Here is a 16,097-nt window from a genome sequence, read left to right as displayed (position 1 = left end):
TCGGCTCAGCCCTCCTTTTCAATTTTGCTCAGGCAGTCGCGCAGCGCCAGCCCGTATTCATATTTTGCCGGACAGGCAAAGCCCACAAGGCCCAGATCCTCTTCGTCCAGCTCCAGCGCACCCAGGGCTTGGGCAGTGTCCGTATCCATTACCAGCAGCGCCCGCAGCAACTGAGTGGGCAGATAGTCCTGCGGCATAAGGTCTTCGAAGACACCTGTGGGCACCATGGCCCGACGCCCTCCGTTCAGGTTGGATGTGAAGGCATACAGCTTCTTGGCGAATGCCGAACCCAATACAGGCTGGACCGCGTATTTCGACGGCATCGGACGAATCCAGCCCAACGGGATTTGATCGGGATCTTCACGGATGATGCTGATCTGGCGCGCGAACCGGCCCAGAAAAGCGGTCGGGCCTTCTGCGTGCCGGCCCGACAGGATCGATCCCGAAATGATACGGGGCGTGCCGTCCACATCGACTTCGTCACGGGTCAGATCGTCAGTTGATGCGCCCATCACGGTACGGATCAAACGCGGTTGACGCGCACCCGGCCCCGTCAGGGCAATCACGACATTCGGATCCAGATGGCCGGTCTGCATCAGGCGGCCAATGGCGATGACATCCTGATACCCGATGGTCCAGACCTGCTTGTCGCCTGCAAGGGGTTCGAGGAAGTGAATATGCGTTCCGGCCAGCCCCGATGGGTGCGGGCCTGCGAAAGATGCAGTTTCGACACCGGCGACATCTGCGCCGGGTATCGTGTCACCCTCTTTCTGGCAAAGATAGGTTTTGCCCTCGGTCAATGTGCTGACTGCCGCCAAACCGGCGGCAAATTCTTCGGCCGCCTCGGCAATGATCGTGGCAGCGTCAGCGGCCAGCGGGTCACTGTCCATGGCGGTGACAAAGATCGCATCCGGCTTGACGCCGGGATTCGGCATTTTCGAATAGGGACGCGTGCGGAACGACGTCCACAGGCCGGCGGCGCACAGCTTGGCCGTCACGCCTTCGGCGCTGTCGGCATCCCCTATGCCCGAGAAATCAACACCGGCGTCATTGGCATCTGTCACTTCGATCACGACGCTTTGCAGCACCCGACGGGCACCACGGTTGATCGCGACGACCCTGCCACTTACCGGTGCGACCATCATCGCGTCAGGCGCGTCCTTGTGACAGAACAGCGGCGCGCCACGTACGACGCTGTCGCCTTCCTGCACCAGCATCTTGGGTTTCAAGCCGATGTAGTCACCGCCCAAAACGCCTACGGTCGAGTATTCCGGGCCCGGGTGAATGGTCTGGTCAGGAGCGCCTTCCACCGGCAGATCCAGCCCCTTTTTCAGTTTGAAAGTTTGCATGTTGCTACGTTCTTCCAAGCCTCTTTTCTGCGCCAGCTCTGCCAACGCCCTTTCGGGGTCATGCAATAGCGCGGTTTTTTCGAGCCTCCGTCGCAAAAGCGTCGAAAACGGTCCAAAATCCGCAGGCGTATTTCCGATCAAGGACCCTTTACGCGGGGAAGGTCACAAACGCAAACCTGTTACCGCCAAAACTTGAGGATGAACCACACAAACCTGCGATTGATCGGTCATTTCTTCTGAATCCATGGCGTATAATTGCATATCGCGCCCACCAAGGTTCCAGTGTAAGCAAACGGAATGGAAAAAGACACAGATTTGGAAATCTTTCTGGTTGCCACGCCGGGCCTCGAAGCGCCTCTTGCTGACGAGGCGCGATTCAACGGATTCGCACAGGTCAGAACTGTACCGGGCGGCGTGACATGCCGGGGTTCATGGCCCGAGGTCTGGCGCGTCAACCTGACACTGCGCGGCGCCAACAAGGTTCTGGTGCGGCTGGGCAGTTTCCCCGCCGTGCACCTTGCCCAATTGGACAAACGTGCCCGGAAATTTCCCTGGGGCACCGTTTTGCGTCCTGACGTGCCGGTCAAGGTCGAAGCCATCAGCCGCAAATCCAGAATTTATCACGCCAGCGCAGCGCGTCAGAGGATCGAGCGGGCAATATCCGAGACATTGGGCGCCTCGATTTCCTCCGAGGCAAACCTTCGGGTCTTGCTTCGAATCGAGAAAGACATCTGCACGATCTCGGTCGACAGTTCCGGCGAGCTGCTGCACAAACGCGGTCACAAGGAAGCCATTGCCAAGGCCCCAATGCGCGAAACAATGGCCGCCATGTTCCTCAGAGAGTGTGGCTACTCGGGTGATGAACCCGTACTGGACCCGATGTGCGGATCGGGTACCTTCGTGATCGAGGCCGCCGAGATCGCTCTGGGTCTGCGCCCTGGCCGCTCCCGCAGTTTTGCATTCGAGGACCTGGCGGGCTTTGACCCTGATCAGTGGCAGGAAATGCGGCAGGAAACGAAGACGGCGGAATGCGCGCTTACCTTCTACGGCTCGGATCGCAATTCGGGCGCGGTCGACGCGGCGGTCGCCAATGCCGAAAGGGCGCAAGTCGGCGCTGTGACGCGGTTTCAACAGCGTTCCGTCAGTGACATAAAACCCCCCGAAGGTCCTGCGGGGCTGGTCATTGTGAATCCGCCCTACGGGGCGCGGATTGGTGACGAAAAACGCTTGCGTTCGGTCTATGGTGCAATGGGCAAGACCTTGATGAACCGGTTCCGGGGGTGGCGGGTCGGCGTGATCACCAGCGCTCCGGGGCTTGCCCGGGCCACACGCCTGCCTTTGCTGGCGCCAGGGCCGGTCGTCGACCATGGTGGAACCAAAATTCGTCTGTACCGAACAGACCCCTTGCCGTGATTGCCTGGGACGCTTCACAACCAATTCATGACGATGGCTGCGCGGGCGAGAGCGGACAAGAAAACCACAGGGTTTCCGCCGCAAAGGGGGCGATTCCCTTGTTTCTCAACGTGCCTGTGAACCTCTCGACATCTTGGCACCGGTGCAATCGTGACCCGTCCGGCAGGGGCGAACAGGTTGGCGGACACTCTTGCGCGTTGGTCAACCAGAAGAACGCGTACATGCAAACGCTCGTTTTTTCGAGGCGTGAAGACCTGTTCAAATTACCGGGTTCCGAACTCATCGGTGCGCGGCCCTTTATTGGTTATTGCGTTCGAAAGATTCGGGTGATCGCAATACAGAATCCTCTTGCGCATCAGACGCGCCGCGTATAGATCACCCGCCACGGTCGGAGTGTAGCTCAGCCTGGTAGAGCACTGTCTTCGGGAGGCAGGGGTCGGAGGTTCGAATCCTCTCACTCCGACCAATAAAACAAGGCGCCCAAGGGCGCTTTTTTGCTTTCAGTGTATTTCACGCAACGATTTCCGCAACGTTTCGCGGGTTGTTTTTGCTCAGTTCATCCCAACCGGCAGAAATCTACCACAGCAGGGGACCCTGATATCTTCTAGCCCCTAGTAACCGCAGCTTTCTTGGGCGCAACCAGGCTTTAGGAACGGTAGAAATTCTACAGGGTCTCGCGCAAGATCGCAGAAAAGGCAGTGGCGTTTACCAGGGTCATGCCGCGCATGCCCAAGCTGAAAACAATATGCCGGAGGCGGCGGACAGAAGAATTGGCACGTCGGGATCGAGGAAGAGACCCAGACAATCAAAAGCACCAACTTTGTCGTACATTCGGTGTTCCAAACCTTTGCCGCCCGCGAAGGCAACCTCATCACGAGGCTACAACAGGGCCTTGGCGCGGCCACAGCGGAACGGATTGTCGACACACTGCGCAGCCAGGGCTCCGAAATTCAGCCGGTGGTGCCTCCTCAATGCGCTGTCACGAATGTGCAGCGTTCAAGTGTTCGATTCTAGTCGAATGCTTTTGAGGGATTTTTGCATGGCAACAATAAGCGCATCTCGCTCGGCCGCGAGTGTCTGCGGGGATCGACCGTTTGCTTCTTCGTTTATGCCCTGAACCAACGTTTCGATAACGTCGTCGTTCAAGTATGGCTGACCCAACCCGTCCCACCATCCGTTAAACGTATCCCGGAAGTGATCGCAAAAGGCGCGCAGACCGCCCTCTCCCGCGCCTAGATTGAACAACATCGTCGGCCCCATCGCCGCCCATCGCAGACCGGGGCCCGCCCACATAGCCTTGTCAATGTCTTCGACCGAAGCAACGCCCTCGACAGCCATATGGACCGCTTCGCGCCAGACGGCTGCCTGAAGGCGGTTCGCCACATGGCCAGGCATGCCTTTCCTGATGCGGATCGTGACCTTGCCGATGTCGTGATAAAACGCTTCAGTTCGTTCGAGAACGCCATCACCTGTTTGCGCGTTCGCGGTGAGCTCCACCAAGGGGATAAGATGAGGCGGGTTGAACGGGTGTCCGAGGATGAAAGGCGTAGGGTCTTGCCAACCAGCTTGCAAAGCCTCCAGCGTCATGCCTGATGTGGAACTGGAAACGATCGCCTCCTCGCTCAGGGCTGGTTCGACTTCAGAATAGAGTGCGTGTTTGATCGCTTCTCTTTCTGGAACATTCTCCTGCACGAAGTCTGCACCATCGACCGCAGATGCTGCTGTTTCTGCAAACGCCAATGCGTTCGGAGAGGCTCTGCCGGTCAGGCCGAGTTCTTCAAGCGTGGGCCAAGCTGTTTCAATGAAAGCGCGGGTTTGCTCTTCAGAGTTTGGTGCCGGATCGTAGACAGTAACTGATCGACCAGCCGCGAGAAACAGCGCAGCCCAGCTTGCACCAATAACGCCGGCACCAAGAATTGCAGTATGTGAGATCTCCGACATCAGAACACTCCGGGGTTGAGTGGCGACGCGGCCGTCATGCCGCCGTCGACGGTAAAGAACTGACCCGTTGCGAAGCTTGCCTCGTCAGAGGCGAGCCAGACAGCCATGGATGCAATATCATCCGGCTCGCCAAACCGACGAACGGGATGACGGGCCAGTGCGTCTTGCCTTGCCGCGACAGGATCCTTTGCAAGTTCGAACGCGGCCTCAAGCATGCCGGTATTGATCCATCCCGGACAAATCGCATTGCACCGCAGGCTTGGGCCATGATCCACGGCGATAGATCGCGTGAGCCCATGCACGAAAGCTTTGGACGCATTGTAGAGAGCCATCGAAGGGTCCGCGACCTTGCCAGAGATTGAGCCGATATTGATGATGCTCCCGCCGGATTTCATGGTCGGAATAAAGGCACGGCAGCAGTTGAACACCCCTCGACAGTTGGCGCCGATCACAAGATCCCAATCCGCGTCGGTGCTTTCCGTCACGGTCTTTTCCACCTGGACCCCGGCATTGTTGACGAGAATGTCCAACGCACCCACAGCCTCGGCTACCATTTGGACGTTCACCGGATCACTGACGTCCAGATCGTGCCATTCACAGGGCAGGCCGTCAGGGGCTCCACCCCGCCCGCAGGTCACTACCTCGGCGCCTTCCTTTAGGAAAGCACCGACGATGGCGCGTCCAATTCCCTGGCGTCCGCCAGTAACAAACGCTTTTTTTCCCGCAAGCCGCATCAGTGCGCCACCATCACATGACGGATCGACGTATAGGCGTCGAGCGCATAGACGCTCATATCACAGCCCGTGCCGGAGCCTTTCATCGCGGCCCAAGGCATTTCAGGTGTGCCGACACCATGCGTATTGACCCATGTGAACCCGTAGCGCAGGCGAGATGTAATCGACATCGCCCGTCCCACGTCGGTCGTCCAGACCGAGGATGCCAGTCCGTATCGACCTGCATTCGCCACCTTTACGGCATGATCCGCGTCCGAGAAACGGGAAAGCGTCACAACGGGCCCAAAGACCTCATCCGTTGCGATCTCTGCTGAATTATCGACGTTTGCTAACACCGTCGGTTGATAGAAGAACCCGTTTCCATCTCCGCTTGCGCCACCTGTGACGATCTCGCATCCAGGGCGTGCGCGATCGACAAAGGCGGAAACGCGGTCGCGCTGACCTGCGGAAACCATCGGACCCATTTCGGTGCCTTCGGCCTTGGGTGCGCCAACTTTTATTTCTTTTACTTGCGCTTCGACCATGGCCGTGAATTTTTCATACACACTGTCTTGGACCAGGATCCGGCACGGTTGCGCGCAATCCTGCCCGGCATTGAAAAAGCTCCCATAGCGGATCGTTTCGGCCACAGCGTCCAGGTCGGCATCATCAAAAACAATGACGGGGGCCTTGCCACCCAGTTCCAGATGCACATGGCGAATTTGCTCGCTGGCGGCGCGCATGGCGGCCATGCCGGTGGCCGGGGACCCCGTGACAGTGATCGCTTCCATTTGAGGGCTGTTGATCAATTGATCCCCGATCGTGGGACCACGCCCGTGAATCACATTCAGCACCCCTTTGGGCAAGACGTCGTGCAAAAGTTCAGCAAGGCGCAGTGTGGACAAAGGTGTGATCTCGGAAGGCTTCAGAACAACTGTACAGCCGGCTGCAAGAGGGGCTGCAAGTTTCCAGGCGGCCATCATCAACGGATAATTCCAAGGGGCAATCGCCGCCACGGGGCCAACGGGGTCGCGGCGGATCATGCTTGTGTGGCCTGCGACATACTCGCCCGCGGCCGATCCCGTCATGGTCCGGGCCGCCCCTGCAAAGAAGCGGAATGTGTCGATGGTAAGAGGGAACTCATCATTGCGTGCCGATGGCCAGGGTTTGCCGACATCAAGGCTTTCAAGCTCCGCCAACTCATCCTGATTGGCTTCGATAATATCGGCGATTTGCATCAGCAGCGCGGCCCGTTCGGCCGGCGGGACATGTCGGAAGGTTTCGAACGCCTCTTCAGATGACCTTACTGCGGCCTCTACCTGGTCCGAACTTGCCTCTGCGACCTGACCAATCTTCTCTCCAGTCGCGGGATTCAAAATGGCCAGGGCCTCACCCTCCCCTTCCACCATCTCCCCATTGATAAGCAATTTGCCTTGCATGCCCGTTCCCTTCTATCAGAAATTCACCCGGTCCGCGCCCTTGAGCGCGAGCCGCTCTCTGGCTTCGGCAGGTGCTGCAACCTCAAGCCCGAGGTTTTCCACGATGTCTCGAATTTTCCGGACCTGCTGGGCATTGGATGTCGCCAGTTCGCCCTTGCCGATGAACAGGCTGTCTTCGAGCCCCACACGAAGGTTGCCCCCCAACAGGGCCGCCTGAGTCGCAAATGGCATCTGATGGCGCCCCGCAGCCAGCACCGACCATTCGTAGTTCTCCGGCCCGAACAGCCGGTCGGCTATGGTGTGCATATGCATCAGGTTGTCGAGATCAGCGCCCACACCGCCGAGGATTCCGAACACCATCTGAATAAAAAACGGTGGCTTGATCAGACCCTGATCAACGAACCACTTTACATTGTAGAGATGGCCAAGATCGTAGCACTCGAATTCGAACCGTGTGCCATGTTCACCCCCAAGCTTTTCGATGGCATAGCGAATTGTCCCGAACGTGTTGGGAAAGATGAAATCCTCGGTCATTTCGAGGAAAGGGCGTTCCCAATCATGCTGAAACTCGGTGTATTTCTGAAGCATCGGGAAGATTCCGAAATTCAGCGACCCCACATTGAGGGATGCCATTTCGGGGCTTGTTGTCGTGGCCGCCAACATGCGTTCGTCCATGGACATACCAAGACCACCGCCGGTTGAAACGTTGATCACGGCATCTGTGGATTGTTTGATGACAGGCATAAATTGCTGGAACAATTCTGGCCTGGGATCGGGTTTGCCGGTCTCGGGATGGCGGGCATGCAAATGGATAATGGAGGCCCCGGCCTCGGCGGCTTCTATGCTGGCCGTTGCGATCTCGGTTGGTGTAATGGGCAGATGAGGGCTCATTGTCGGGGTGTGGATGCCCCCGGTCGGTGCGCATGTGATGATTACGGATTTTGGCATTCCGGGGCCTCCTGCGAAACAACACGGCGCAAATGGTAACGCACCTCTTTGGGTCGGTAGATCAGGTGAATCTCGGGGGGTTCACCAAGCGCATAGCGTGGCCGTAAAGCACCCTTGTCGGCGACCTTCCTGGGGTTGACGGCGCATTTCATAGCCGCATCTGCTGGACTTGAGCGCTAAGGCCTCCATCCAGCACCCAAAGCTGTCCGCTTGCATATCGGGCCTCATCGCTGGCGAGCCAGTTCACGAGGTTTGCGATATCGTCTGGCGTTCCATAAGTGCGCATCGGGTGCACATCGCGCACAGCTTGCTGAAGCTGGTCAATCGTCTTGCCGCCGCCACCCGAGCCGTCGCCGGTGAAAAAGCTTTGCAGCATCGGTGTGTCGATGTAGCCAGGGCAAATCGCGTTGACCCGGATGCCTTCGGGCCCGTGATCGCAGGCCATCGCGCGGGTCAGGGCATGAACCGCACCTTTCGTTGCACAATACGCCGCCAGTCCCGGATCTGCGATGAAACCGTCATATGATCCGAAGTTAATGACAGAGGCAGAACTGCCGCTCTTTGCCGCCTTGCGCATCAAAGGTAGCGCATATTTGGACGTCAGGAATGTGCCTGTCACGTTCACCGCAAACGAGCGGTTCCATTCTTCAAGGCTTGTATCCTCAATCGTTTTTTCGATCTCGATGCCCGCAGCGTTCACGAGAATATCGAGTTTGCCGTGCTCAGTCTTTATCCTCTCCATAGCTGCAATGGCCTCGGGTTCTGAGGTGACATCAAGTCGGAGAAAATGGCTATCGGCCCCTGCTGGGTTGGACACGGATCCGCTTTCACTGAGATCGGCTGCGTAGACAACGGCACCTTCTCGGGTCAGCCGATCCACGATCGCACGGCCGATGCCGCCCCGTCCGCCCGTCACAAGGGCCACCTTGCCGTCTTGAATATCCATCAGTTTGTTTCCCCCATCGGTGGAAAGCGATAGCGCGCGGCTGCCGCAGTCCAATCCATGTGATTGCGAACATATTCCTGACTGGCGTCGCGCGGCGGGTTGTAATCCCATGGCTCGCTTGCCCCGGCCTCCATCGCGGCATGAAGCGCACGCCTCGATTTCTGGGTGCGCATAACATCAGCCCGGAGCCTTTCGCTGTCCCATCTCTCAGCGACTTCGCATGCAAAGGCAGCGGCTGCATCACTGTAGGCCGGGTCATCCGCCAAGTTGACACGCTCATCCGGGTCCCGAGACAGGTCATAGAGCTGCGGTGGATCCACATCGCAGTGAATATACTTCAGTGTCCCGCGCCGGATCATGAAGACAGGCCAAGGTGTCATCTCTGCGCAGTATTCGCCGATGGCAATGTCCTCTGGTGCATCCTCCCCACGCGTCAAGGGCATCAGGGACCGACCGTCAACTGGCTCGCCCAGCATGTCAGGTGTCCCTCCGGCAACTTCCAGGAAGGTTGGAAGCAAGTCTACGAGAGAGCACGCGTGAGGCGCCGCGCCTTCGGCCACATCCGGGCCTGCGAAGATTAAGGGCACACGGGCAGAGTGTTCGAAGAACGTCATCTTGTACCAAAGACCCCGTTCACCCAGCATGTCTCCATGATCCGCGGTCACAATGATCAATGTGTTGTCAATCTGACCCGTTTCTTCCAGCGCCTTGACGATCGCGCCGACTTTACTGTCGAAATAGCTCACATTTGCCAGATAGGCGCGACGTGCGCGGCGGATTTCTTCATCCGAAAGCGGCACAGTGGAGGCTTCGATCCCATCCATCACACGGCGTGAGAACGGGTCGTGCTCTTCCAGAGAGAGGCCTTGCGGCAAGTCGATTTCATAATCGGCGTAGAGATCCCAGAATTCTGGCTTCGCCACATATGGATCGTGAGGATGGATGAAACTCGCCACCAAGCAGAACGGAGAGACGTCGCCGGCTGCGTGATCCCGTCCGCGCTCGATCAGCCACCGGCGCGCTGCGAACTCGACCTCGTCATCGTAATCCGTTTGGTATGTCGCGATTGCCACACCGCTTTCCTTGACGGTCTGCATGTTGTGGTACCACTTGTCGATCCGCTCATCATGGGCTTCCCAGTCCGGCGTCCAAGCGAAATCGGCGGGATAGATATCGGTCGTAATCCGATCTTGAAACCCATGCATCTGGTCAGGTCCGACGAAGTGCATCTTGCCTGACAGGCACGTGCGATATCCCAGAGCCTTGAGATAGTGTGCAAAGGTAGGCACGCTGGCACGGAATTCCGACGCGTTGTCATAAGCCGCAATTCGGCTGACATATTGCCCGGACATGAAAGCAAATCGCGACGGCGCACAGAGCGGCGAGTTGCAATAAGCGGCGTCAAATCGCATCCCGCGTGCCGCGAGTTTGTCCATGTGCGGGGTTTTGGCGCCCTTGTGCCCATAAGCACCAATGAAATGTGGTGCCAACTGATCGGCCATCACCACAACAATATTCGGCTGCGTCATGGAGCGGCCTTTGCGTAAGCATCAAGTACCAGCCCGTGGAAGTGATGAACGGCATGTTCGGATTTGCCGGATCCTGAAGGGTCCGACACGATTCGACCTTGCGTAAAGGCCGGCGTTTTCATTCCTCGCTGTACACTTTCGACCAGATTGATGTCTTCAACCTGAAGCACTTCATCCAGATAGCGCATCGCGTCGATTTCCATCGGATCAGGCTCGGGCGTCTCAAGAAAAAAGTCATAGGTCTCCAACGTACGATCTGGTCCGACCGGAATGACATTCAGCACGATCATGCTGGATCGGCCCGGGTATCGCATCAGACAAGTTGTGGGCCACAGCCACCAGACCGCATGGGTCTTTACAGTCGCGTTGGAGACGTCGTAGGCGGAATTGGCGTTCTGCCCCGCCTCTGCCATGTGGCTGGAATAAATACCGTAGGTCGTGACTTTGTACGTGTCCATATCCACAAGATCACAAAAGTCCTTGTGGGCGGTCGGGCAATGGTAGCATTCAAGGAAATTGTCGACGACATTCTTCCAGTTCGACTTGATGTCGTATGTCAGTCTTTTCCCGAAGGTAAGTTGTTCGATATCAGGGGCCCAGTGGCGGATTTCGGTCTCCAGATTGCCGGATTGATCCGACAGCGAGGCGGCTTGCGTGTCGAGGTTGACGAAAACGAAACCGGCAAACTCTTCCACTTGAACAGCATCCAGGCAGATATCGCGTGGCGTGAAGTCCTCCAGGTGATCTGTTTCAGGTGCACGGACAAGTTGACCGTCAAGCTTGTAGACCCAAGCATGGTAGGGACACATGATACGGGTCGTCTCGCCTTCGCCACTCAACAGTTCATGGGCGCGGTGTTTGCAGACGTTGTAGAAGGCGCGCAAGACCCCTTCCCTATCCCTGACGACAGCGATTGGGTGCCCCGCGATATGTGTGGCGACGTATGACCCTGGCGTACGCAGCTTTTCGACGTGACAAACCCATTGCCAAGACTTGGCAAGGATCTCCGTACGGTCGACCTCAAACCAGTTTGCGTCAATGTAAGCCTCTTTGCGCAACGAAAGCGCACGATTTGGATCTGGGTCGAAGCCAGACTTGATTGCTTCGAACGCGTTTTGATCTGGAAACTGCGTCATGGCTGTCCTCACGACTGGAATCAGGAACTCACTGCACCAGCATTTCGCGGATCAAACCACAAGACTTACCATGAATCGCCGACTACTTAACCTTTTTCGCCTTAGGCTTTGGTGCGCGGTGCATTGGCCATGCTCGGAACTCGAATGGAATGCGTCCCTGCACACGATCCTTGCTCGGCGGGAGACCGAAGCGGTCCTTGTAGGCCCGACTAAAGTGGACCTGGCTTGAAAATCCGCTCGCAAAGGCAATCTCCGACATGGTCAGGTCAGTTTGGGTTACAAGGCCGCGGGCCCGGTCGAGGCGGATATCGCGGTAGTAAAGTGCTGGCGTTTTTCGCACGCATTGCGCAAAGAGCCGATCAAGTTGCCTATGTGATAACCCAACATGCCTGCAAACCTCCGCAATGGAGAGTGGCGTTTCAAGGTTTGCCTCCATGACACGAATTGCGGCACGCACATTTGTTGGAACAGAGTTGCCCAAAGGCTCGATATTCTCGGGGTACTGCAATGCCCCGTGGGCGCGTATCGGGGGGGCAAACACATAGCGTGCAGCGGCATTTGCAAGAGCGCTACCATGAGACTGCTGGATCAGATGCAGGGCAAGATCGAGCGAAGCCGCACCCCCACTGCAAGTCACACGACGGCGATCAATAACCCAAAGCGCTTCACTGATGCCCGTCTTGGGGAACAATTCTTGAAACGCATCAATATGTTCGTAATGGACTGTTGCCGTATAGTTTTCCAGCAACCCGGCATAGGCCAGAACAAAGGCACCTGTATCTAGCCCGCCCAAGATTGCCTGACGTTTCGCGGCATTTCTGAGGTTCGCGCGCAACGCAGCAGAAACATGGCGCTCCGGCTCCCAACTTGACGAGACGAAAAGCATGTCCGCTTTGTTCATTCCAGCCTCTGAGAACCTGGCAGTGTTGACTTCGACGCCATTGCTGGCCGTCACCATTCCGCCCGCCTCGGACACAAGTTGCCATCGGAACAGTGTTGTTCCCTCGAGATAGTTGGCGGCACGAAAGGGATCGATAAATGACATCGTGGCCGCCAGGTTGAAAAATGGCGTTATAGCGATTCTCAGTTCGGTTGTTCTGTCCGGCCCGCCGCCCTCGACCATGTCGCCAACTCCCTTCTGTTCATTCTCAACGGTAGACAGTGCGGCCAGACAAGTAAAATCGACGACCAACTCAAGGCTGAATCAGGCGCGAAGCGCAACGTGCATTGCAGCGACTCAAGCTTATCTTTCGCCTCGAACTGCGACGAAGGATCTTCCAGTTTTGGCTGTCTGACTTAAGCACCCACCGGGTAGATTTAGGGATCTGTGTAGCGGAGGGGTTCGAGTTCATTGAACCTACTAGCAAGCTAAGATGAACAAGAAATACGGAACTTAGAAAGACGCAGATTAAAAGCTGGTCAGGAACATCAAACGCAAGACCCGCAAACATTACTGGGCCGAATAGAATGTCGGTAATGTCCCGGCCGGTCTGCGCGATGAGGATAGCATTGCGGCGCTGTGTCTCCGCGAGGGCATTACCGAAAGCTTTTATTACTTCTGGTCGAAGGAGTTCCCGGAAGCTTGGAGAGCCCGTCTTGCGGGCGACACGGCTCGGTAGGTGACCGCCCCTGAGACCTCGGACTGAGATCACGTCATGGTCGCACACGAGCCAAGGCTGCTCAGCGAAAACGGCTCGACATACGCCGCGGGTGATTTGGCGGACTGTCTCGGATCACGTGCACGGTGCGCCGCACCACACACAAACCCCACTCCAGTTCGAGCGTTGGTACCAAACTAAGAAGCACTGGGTTCTCTTGGAAATTTACTTCCTACCCGGAGGTTTTGAGCGACAGATCGGCACCTTTGTCGATCACAACAACTACTGTTACCCCAAGACCCCGGCCAACTTGACGCCCGCCGACGTCTACCATGGCCGAGGCGCCGAATTCCTGAACATAAGAGTGGAGATCAAGAAGCAAACAATCAGAAACCGAAGGTTTCAGAACCAAGCCGCTGCCACTTTAACTCAAACGTAAACCGAACCAGAGCCTCCGTTACAAAGAGACCAACGCCAAAAAACTCTGAAAACGGGTGGTCGAGATCCATCTCGCATTACTTGTGCCAAAGAACAGCGCACAGCTCACTTTCAATCGGTGACCTGCCCCGCGCCGATTATTGTTCCGAGAACAAATTGTGTCGCGGGATCAATTTCACCCCTCACGATAAGCGCTTGAAATTGGTGATTCAGGGCGGTCTCGCCCCAGTTCCGCATGGCAACTGCGATCCGCGGCGCTAGATTTCGGTCCTTTTCGAGTTCACTCGCGAAAATGCCAATAATCTGAGCGCGAAGTTCAGGCAAAACCGTGCCGCCTTCGGTCAAAGCCCGGATCAGGGATTGCTTTTCGGGCGGTTGCCAGCCGGGGCGCTGCAGTGCTCGCTCAATTGCAGCGATTGCAAGGGCGCCGTCGATTTCGATACCTGCGAGAGCCCATTCATAAAGGTTTTGACCATTGCTCTTCAAAACCTGTTCAAATCGCGAACGCACAACAGAGGCTGCCTGTTCATCAGATTGCAAGCCAAGCAGACGCACCGCGACGGGTATGTAACTGATCCTGTTCAGACTACGAAATTCTTGCAGGAGCTGCTCAGTGGGCACCGTGTTCCGAAGTGGATGAACAAATTCATATGGGGCACGGTAGATTTCAACCATAGCGATATTTCTCAGCACATGATCTTCGTGGCTTAGATAGCCCGCAAAGAACATAACACGCTCCGAGCCGTCATTGTCGCCGTACGCCCACGATCCTCCAACAGCTGTCAAAACCTCAACAAACCGAGATCTATCTGGCGTCATCATGAATAAGCGCTTCCAGCTTCGTGAAATGCTACGCCCTGCACCATCCTTGTCGGTTGCGCCATAGGTGAAGAGAACCGTCTTTTCTGGATTGGACCGGAAAGCTGCGCGGGTCTTGCTGTCGATCAGAAACGGTATTTCCGGCAGCGTTGAGATTTTCTGTTCTGTCCCTCTCAGAATGTGAACCGGAGAAAACCGGAACGGGTTGTCCGGTGTGGGACCGGCCAGAACGATAATGTCCGCGGAAATAATGTGATCAGCCGACGAAGCCTCAGGCAAAGTCACGCAGACTGAGCAAGCTTGCAAAGGTCTAGAGGTCACCAAGAAGATGGCCAGAATACAAAGCAGTGAGAGAGAATTCGTTATTAAGCGCATAAGATACTGATATTCTTTAGTTTATGTGTTCCTTTTTACCTGTCGGCACTTGAGTTGGCACAATAATCTGTAACTCAACTTAGTTTAGAATGCGAATCTTCGACAGTGACTAAGCTAAGAACCCCGTGACGCGCTTGACCAGACAGAAAAGCAAAGACCAGACATTCCAGAAGCGCCGCGCTCTGCATAAACACAGCGCGCTGCAGATTGAAGTTTCAGCGAGCTTGACCCTCTCAAACCAATCAAGCGATCGTGGTCCTAGTCATACGATGAAAGACATTGCCAGCAACAGTCTAAGGCGTCTTTTAGCGATCGCAAAACGCACCTGCGACTCCGGCCCCGATCAGTCGGCCAAGTAAACCGTTTCACCGGTTTCAATTGCCTGTTGCGCCGCTTGCCCCATCCTGACAGCCCAGAGGCCGTCCTTCAAACTCACATCCGGTTTCGCCTTTTCGCCACGAAGAACGGCCAGGAATCCTTTGTGCTGATAGTAGGTCGACCCATTGTGATCCCCAGCCGCCAAAAGGGTGGGGTCCACCGGAACGTCCATTGATACCGGACCTTTGGGATTGCGCGGGCTCAAAATCACCTGAGGCAATGGCGGGGCTCCCAAGTGATCGGGCCAGAATCGTCCGGGTCCGGGGACAAACGCCTCGATCTTGGCGTCCGGTCCGACGGCCGATATTTCTTCTTGATAGCGTGAGCCTTCGGCAAACATGCAAAGTTCCAACATCGCGCGCGCACCCGAAGCAAAGTCGACCAGAACATAGCCGTGATCCAGAATATCCGGGGTTTGACCGTCGTAACTTTCATCAAGATGGTTCACCGCCTGCCCGCCGCTTGCCGTGATGCGCACCGGATCGGATTGCAATATCAGACGCATCAGGTCGAAGAAGTGGCAGCATTTCTCGACGAAAGTGCCACCAGTATTTCGGTTGAACCGGTTCCAGTGACCGACCTTGTCGAGGAAGGGAAAACGATGCTCGCGGATCGACAGCATTTTTACCCCACCTGTCGCCTCGGCCTTGTCGATCAAAGCAGCGATAGGGGGCATGTACCGGTATTCCATTGCAACCCAAATCGGGCAGGGGTAGTCGCGCTGCAACTGTTCGAGCCGGGGCGCGTCCTGCGGGTCGGTGAACAATGGTTTTTCTACCAGAAGCGGCAGAGGACGTGTTTCTGCGATTTCGCAGATCTGGTCCACATGAAGATGGTTCGGGCTGACGATGACGACGCAGTCCAGTTCCTCTACCGCCAGTAGCTCTTGCACGGAACCTACCATGGTAGCAGTTGGCGCAATTGCCTTGGCGGCTTTTGCCATCTCCTGATCGAGTTCAAAGATCGCAGCCACACTGGTACCTTCCAGCAATCCGATATTGTGCAGGTGCTCTTGCCCCATCATTCCGCATCCAATCAGCCCGTATTTGATGGTCCGGGTCATGCGCAATTCCTT

Annotated in this window: 12 protein-coding genes, 1 tRNA gene and 1 pseudogene; 3 read left to right on the top strand and 11 right to left on the bottom strand. The window is 56.5% G+C overall.

The window, feature by feature from the left end; genetic code table 11:
* Positions 1-5: 5 nt before the first annotated feature.
* The gene (locus ACR0E2_RS10090) at positions 6-1,349 is read right to left on the bottom strand and encodes a Na(+)-translocating NADH-quinone reductase subunit A (protein ID WP_480446298.1); all 1,344 of its coding nucleotides are present in this window, start codon (positions 1,347-1,349) and stop codon (positions 6-8) included.
* Positions 1,350-1,646: 297 nt separating this feature from the next.
* Between ACR0E2_RS10090 and ACR0E2_RS10085 the strand changes: the two genes are divergently transcribed.
* Both ACR0E2_RS10085 and ACR0E2_RS10080 read left to right on the top strand, forming a co-directional pair.
* Positions 1,647-2,762: a THUMP domain-containing class I SAM-dependent RNA methyltransferase gene (locus ACR0E2_RS10085; RefSeq protein ID WP_480446297.1), complete on the top strand. Its 1,116-nt coding sequence runs from the start codon at positions 1,647-1,649 to the stop codon at positions 2,760-2,762.
* 389 nt (positions 2,763-3,151) lie between these two features.
* A tRNA-Pro gene (locus tag ACR0E2_RS10080) sits at positions 3,152-3,228 on the top strand.
* Positions 3,229-3,758: 530 nt separating this feature from the next.
* Here the strand turns inward: ACR0E2_RS10080 and ACR0E2_RS10075 are convergent.
* From ACR0E2_RS10075 to ACR0E2_RS10040, 8 genes are all read right to left on the bottom strand, one after another.
* Positions 3,759-4,703, bottom strand: a complete 945-nt coding sequence (locus ACR0E2_RS10075; RefSeq protein WP_480446296.1) for a 3-hydroxyacyl-CoA dehydrogenase NAD-binding domain-containing protein — start codon at positions 4,701-4,703, stop codon at positions 3,759-3,761.
* A complete protein-coding gene (locus tag ACR0E2_RS10070) occupies positions 4,703-5,437 on the bottom strand; it encodes an SDR family NAD(P)-dependent oxidoreductase (RefSeq protein ID WP_480446295.1) in 735 nt (244 codons plus the stop codon). Before ACR0E2_RS10070 ends, ACR0E2_RS10075 begins: the two co-directional genes overlap by 1 nt.
* The gene (locus tag ACR0E2_RS10065) at positions 5,437-6,855 is read right to left on the bottom strand and encodes an aminobutyraldehyde dehydrogenase (RefSeq protein WP_480446294.1); all 1,419 of its coding nucleotides are present in this window, start codon (positions 6,853-6,855) and stop codon (positions 5,437-5,439) included. Before ACR0E2_RS10065 ends, ACR0E2_RS10070 begins: the two co-directional genes overlap by 1 nt.
* A 15-nt stretch (positions 6,856-6,870) precedes the next feature.
* Complete coding sequence (gene kce / locus ACR0E2_RS10060; RefSeq protein WP_480446293.1) at positions 6,871-7,803, bottom strand: 3,5-dioxohexanoate:acetyl-CoA acetone transferase; 933 nt, start codon at positions 7,801-7,803, stop codon at positions 6,871-6,873.
* A 148-nt stretch (positions 7,804-7,951) separates the two neighbouring features.
* Positions 7,952-8,749: an SDR family NAD(P)-dependent oxidoreductase gene (locus tag ACR0E2_RS10055; protein ID WP_152460175.1), complete on the bottom strand. Its 798-nt coding sequence runs from the start codon at positions 8,747-8,749 to the stop codon at positions 7,952-7,954.
* The gene (gene betC, locus ACR0E2_RS10050; protein WP_480446292.1) at positions 8,749-10,278 is read right to left on the bottom strand and encodes a choline-sulfatase; all 1,530 of its coding nucleotides are present in this window, start codon (positions 10,276-10,278) and stop codon (positions 8,749-8,751) included. The genes ACR0E2_RS10055 and betC overlap by 1 nt, the downstream gene beginning before the upstream one ends.
* Entirely contained in the window at positions 10,275-11,414 is a 1,140-nt protein-coding gene (locus tag ACR0E2_RS10045) for an aromatic ring-hydroxylating oxygenase subunit alpha (RefSeq protein ID WP_171331077.1), read from the bottom strand. The genes betC and ACR0E2_RS10045 overlap by 4 nt, the downstream gene beginning before the upstream one ends.
* Positions 11,415-11,496: 82 nt before the next feature.
* Positions 11,497-12,606, bottom strand: coding sequence for a GlxA family transcriptional regulator (locus ACR0E2_RS10040; RefSeq protein WP_480446291.1), 1,110 nt, complete (start codon positions 12,604-12,606; stop codon positions 11,497-11,499).
* Positions 12,607-12,829: 223 nt separating this feature from the next.
* On the opposite strand from ACR0E2_RS10040, the pseudogene ACR0E2_RS10035 reads away from it, so the two are divergent.
* A pseudogene (locus ACR0E2_RS10035) lies at positions 12,830-13,451 on the top strand (hypothetical protein).
* Positions 13,452-13,561: 110 nt separating this feature from the next.
* Here the strand turns inward: ACR0E2_RS10035 and ACR0E2_RS10030 are convergent.
* A complete protein-coding gene (locus ACR0E2_RS10030) occupies positions 13,562-14,554 on the bottom strand; it encodes a hypothetical protein (protein ID WP_480446290.1) in 993 nt (330 codons plus the stop codon).
* Between the two features lie 433 nt (positions 14,555-14,987).
* Complete coding sequence (locus tag ACR0E2_RS10025) at positions 14,988-16,085, bottom strand: Gfo/Idh/MocA family protein (RefSeq protein WP_480446289.1); 1,098 nt, start codon at positions 16,083-16,085, stop codon at positions 14,988-14,990.
* Positions 16,086-16,097: the final 12 nt, after the last annotated feature.

This window comes from Ruegeria sp. A4 (assembly GCF_056543025.1).
This window is presented reverse-complemented; position numbering and strand designations above follow the sequence as displayed.

Bases quoted from the DNA above. Each gene is read 5' to 3' on its own strand.
- ACR0E2_RS10090 (WP_480446298.1), bottom strand. From the start codon at position 1,349: ATGCAAACTTTCAAACTGAAAAAGGGGCTGGATCTGCCGGTGGAAGGC.
- ACR0E2_RS10085 (WP_480446297.1), top strand. From the start codon at position 1,647: ATGGAAAAAGACACAGATTTGGAAATCTTTCTGGTTGCCACGCCGGGC.
- ACR0E2_RS10075 (WP_480446296.1), bottom strand. From the start codon at position 4,703: ATGTCGGAGATCTCACATACTGCAATTCTTGGTGCCGGCGTTATTGGT.
- ACR0E2_RS10070 (WP_480446295.1), bottom strand. From the start codon at position 5,437: ATGCGGCTTGCGGGAAAAAAAGCGTTTGTTACTGGCGGACGCCAGGGA.
- ACR0E2_RS10065 (WP_480446294.1), bottom strand. From the start codon at position 6,855: ATGCAAGGCAAATTGCTTATCAATGGGGAGATGGTGGAAGGGGAGGGT.
- kce (WP_480446293.1), bottom strand. From the start codon at position 7,803: ATGCCAAAATCCGTAATCATCACATGCGCACCGACCGGGGGCATCCAC.
- ACR0E2_RS10055 (WP_152460175.1), bottom strand. From the start codon at position 8,749: ATGGATATTCAAGACGGCAAGGTGGCCCTTGTGACGGGCGGACGGGGC.
- betC (WP_480446292.1), bottom strand. From the start codon at position 10,278: ATGACGCAGCCGAATATTGTTGTGGTGATGGCCGATCAGTTGGCACCA.
- ACR0E2_RS10045 (WP_171331077.1), bottom strand. From the start codon at position 11,414: ATGACGCAGTTTCCAGATCAAAACGCGTTCGAAGCAATCAAGTCTGGC.
- ACR0E2_RS10025 (WP_480446289.1), bottom strand. From the start codon at position 16,085: ATGACCCGGACCATCAAATACGGGCTGATTGGATGCGGAATGATGGGG.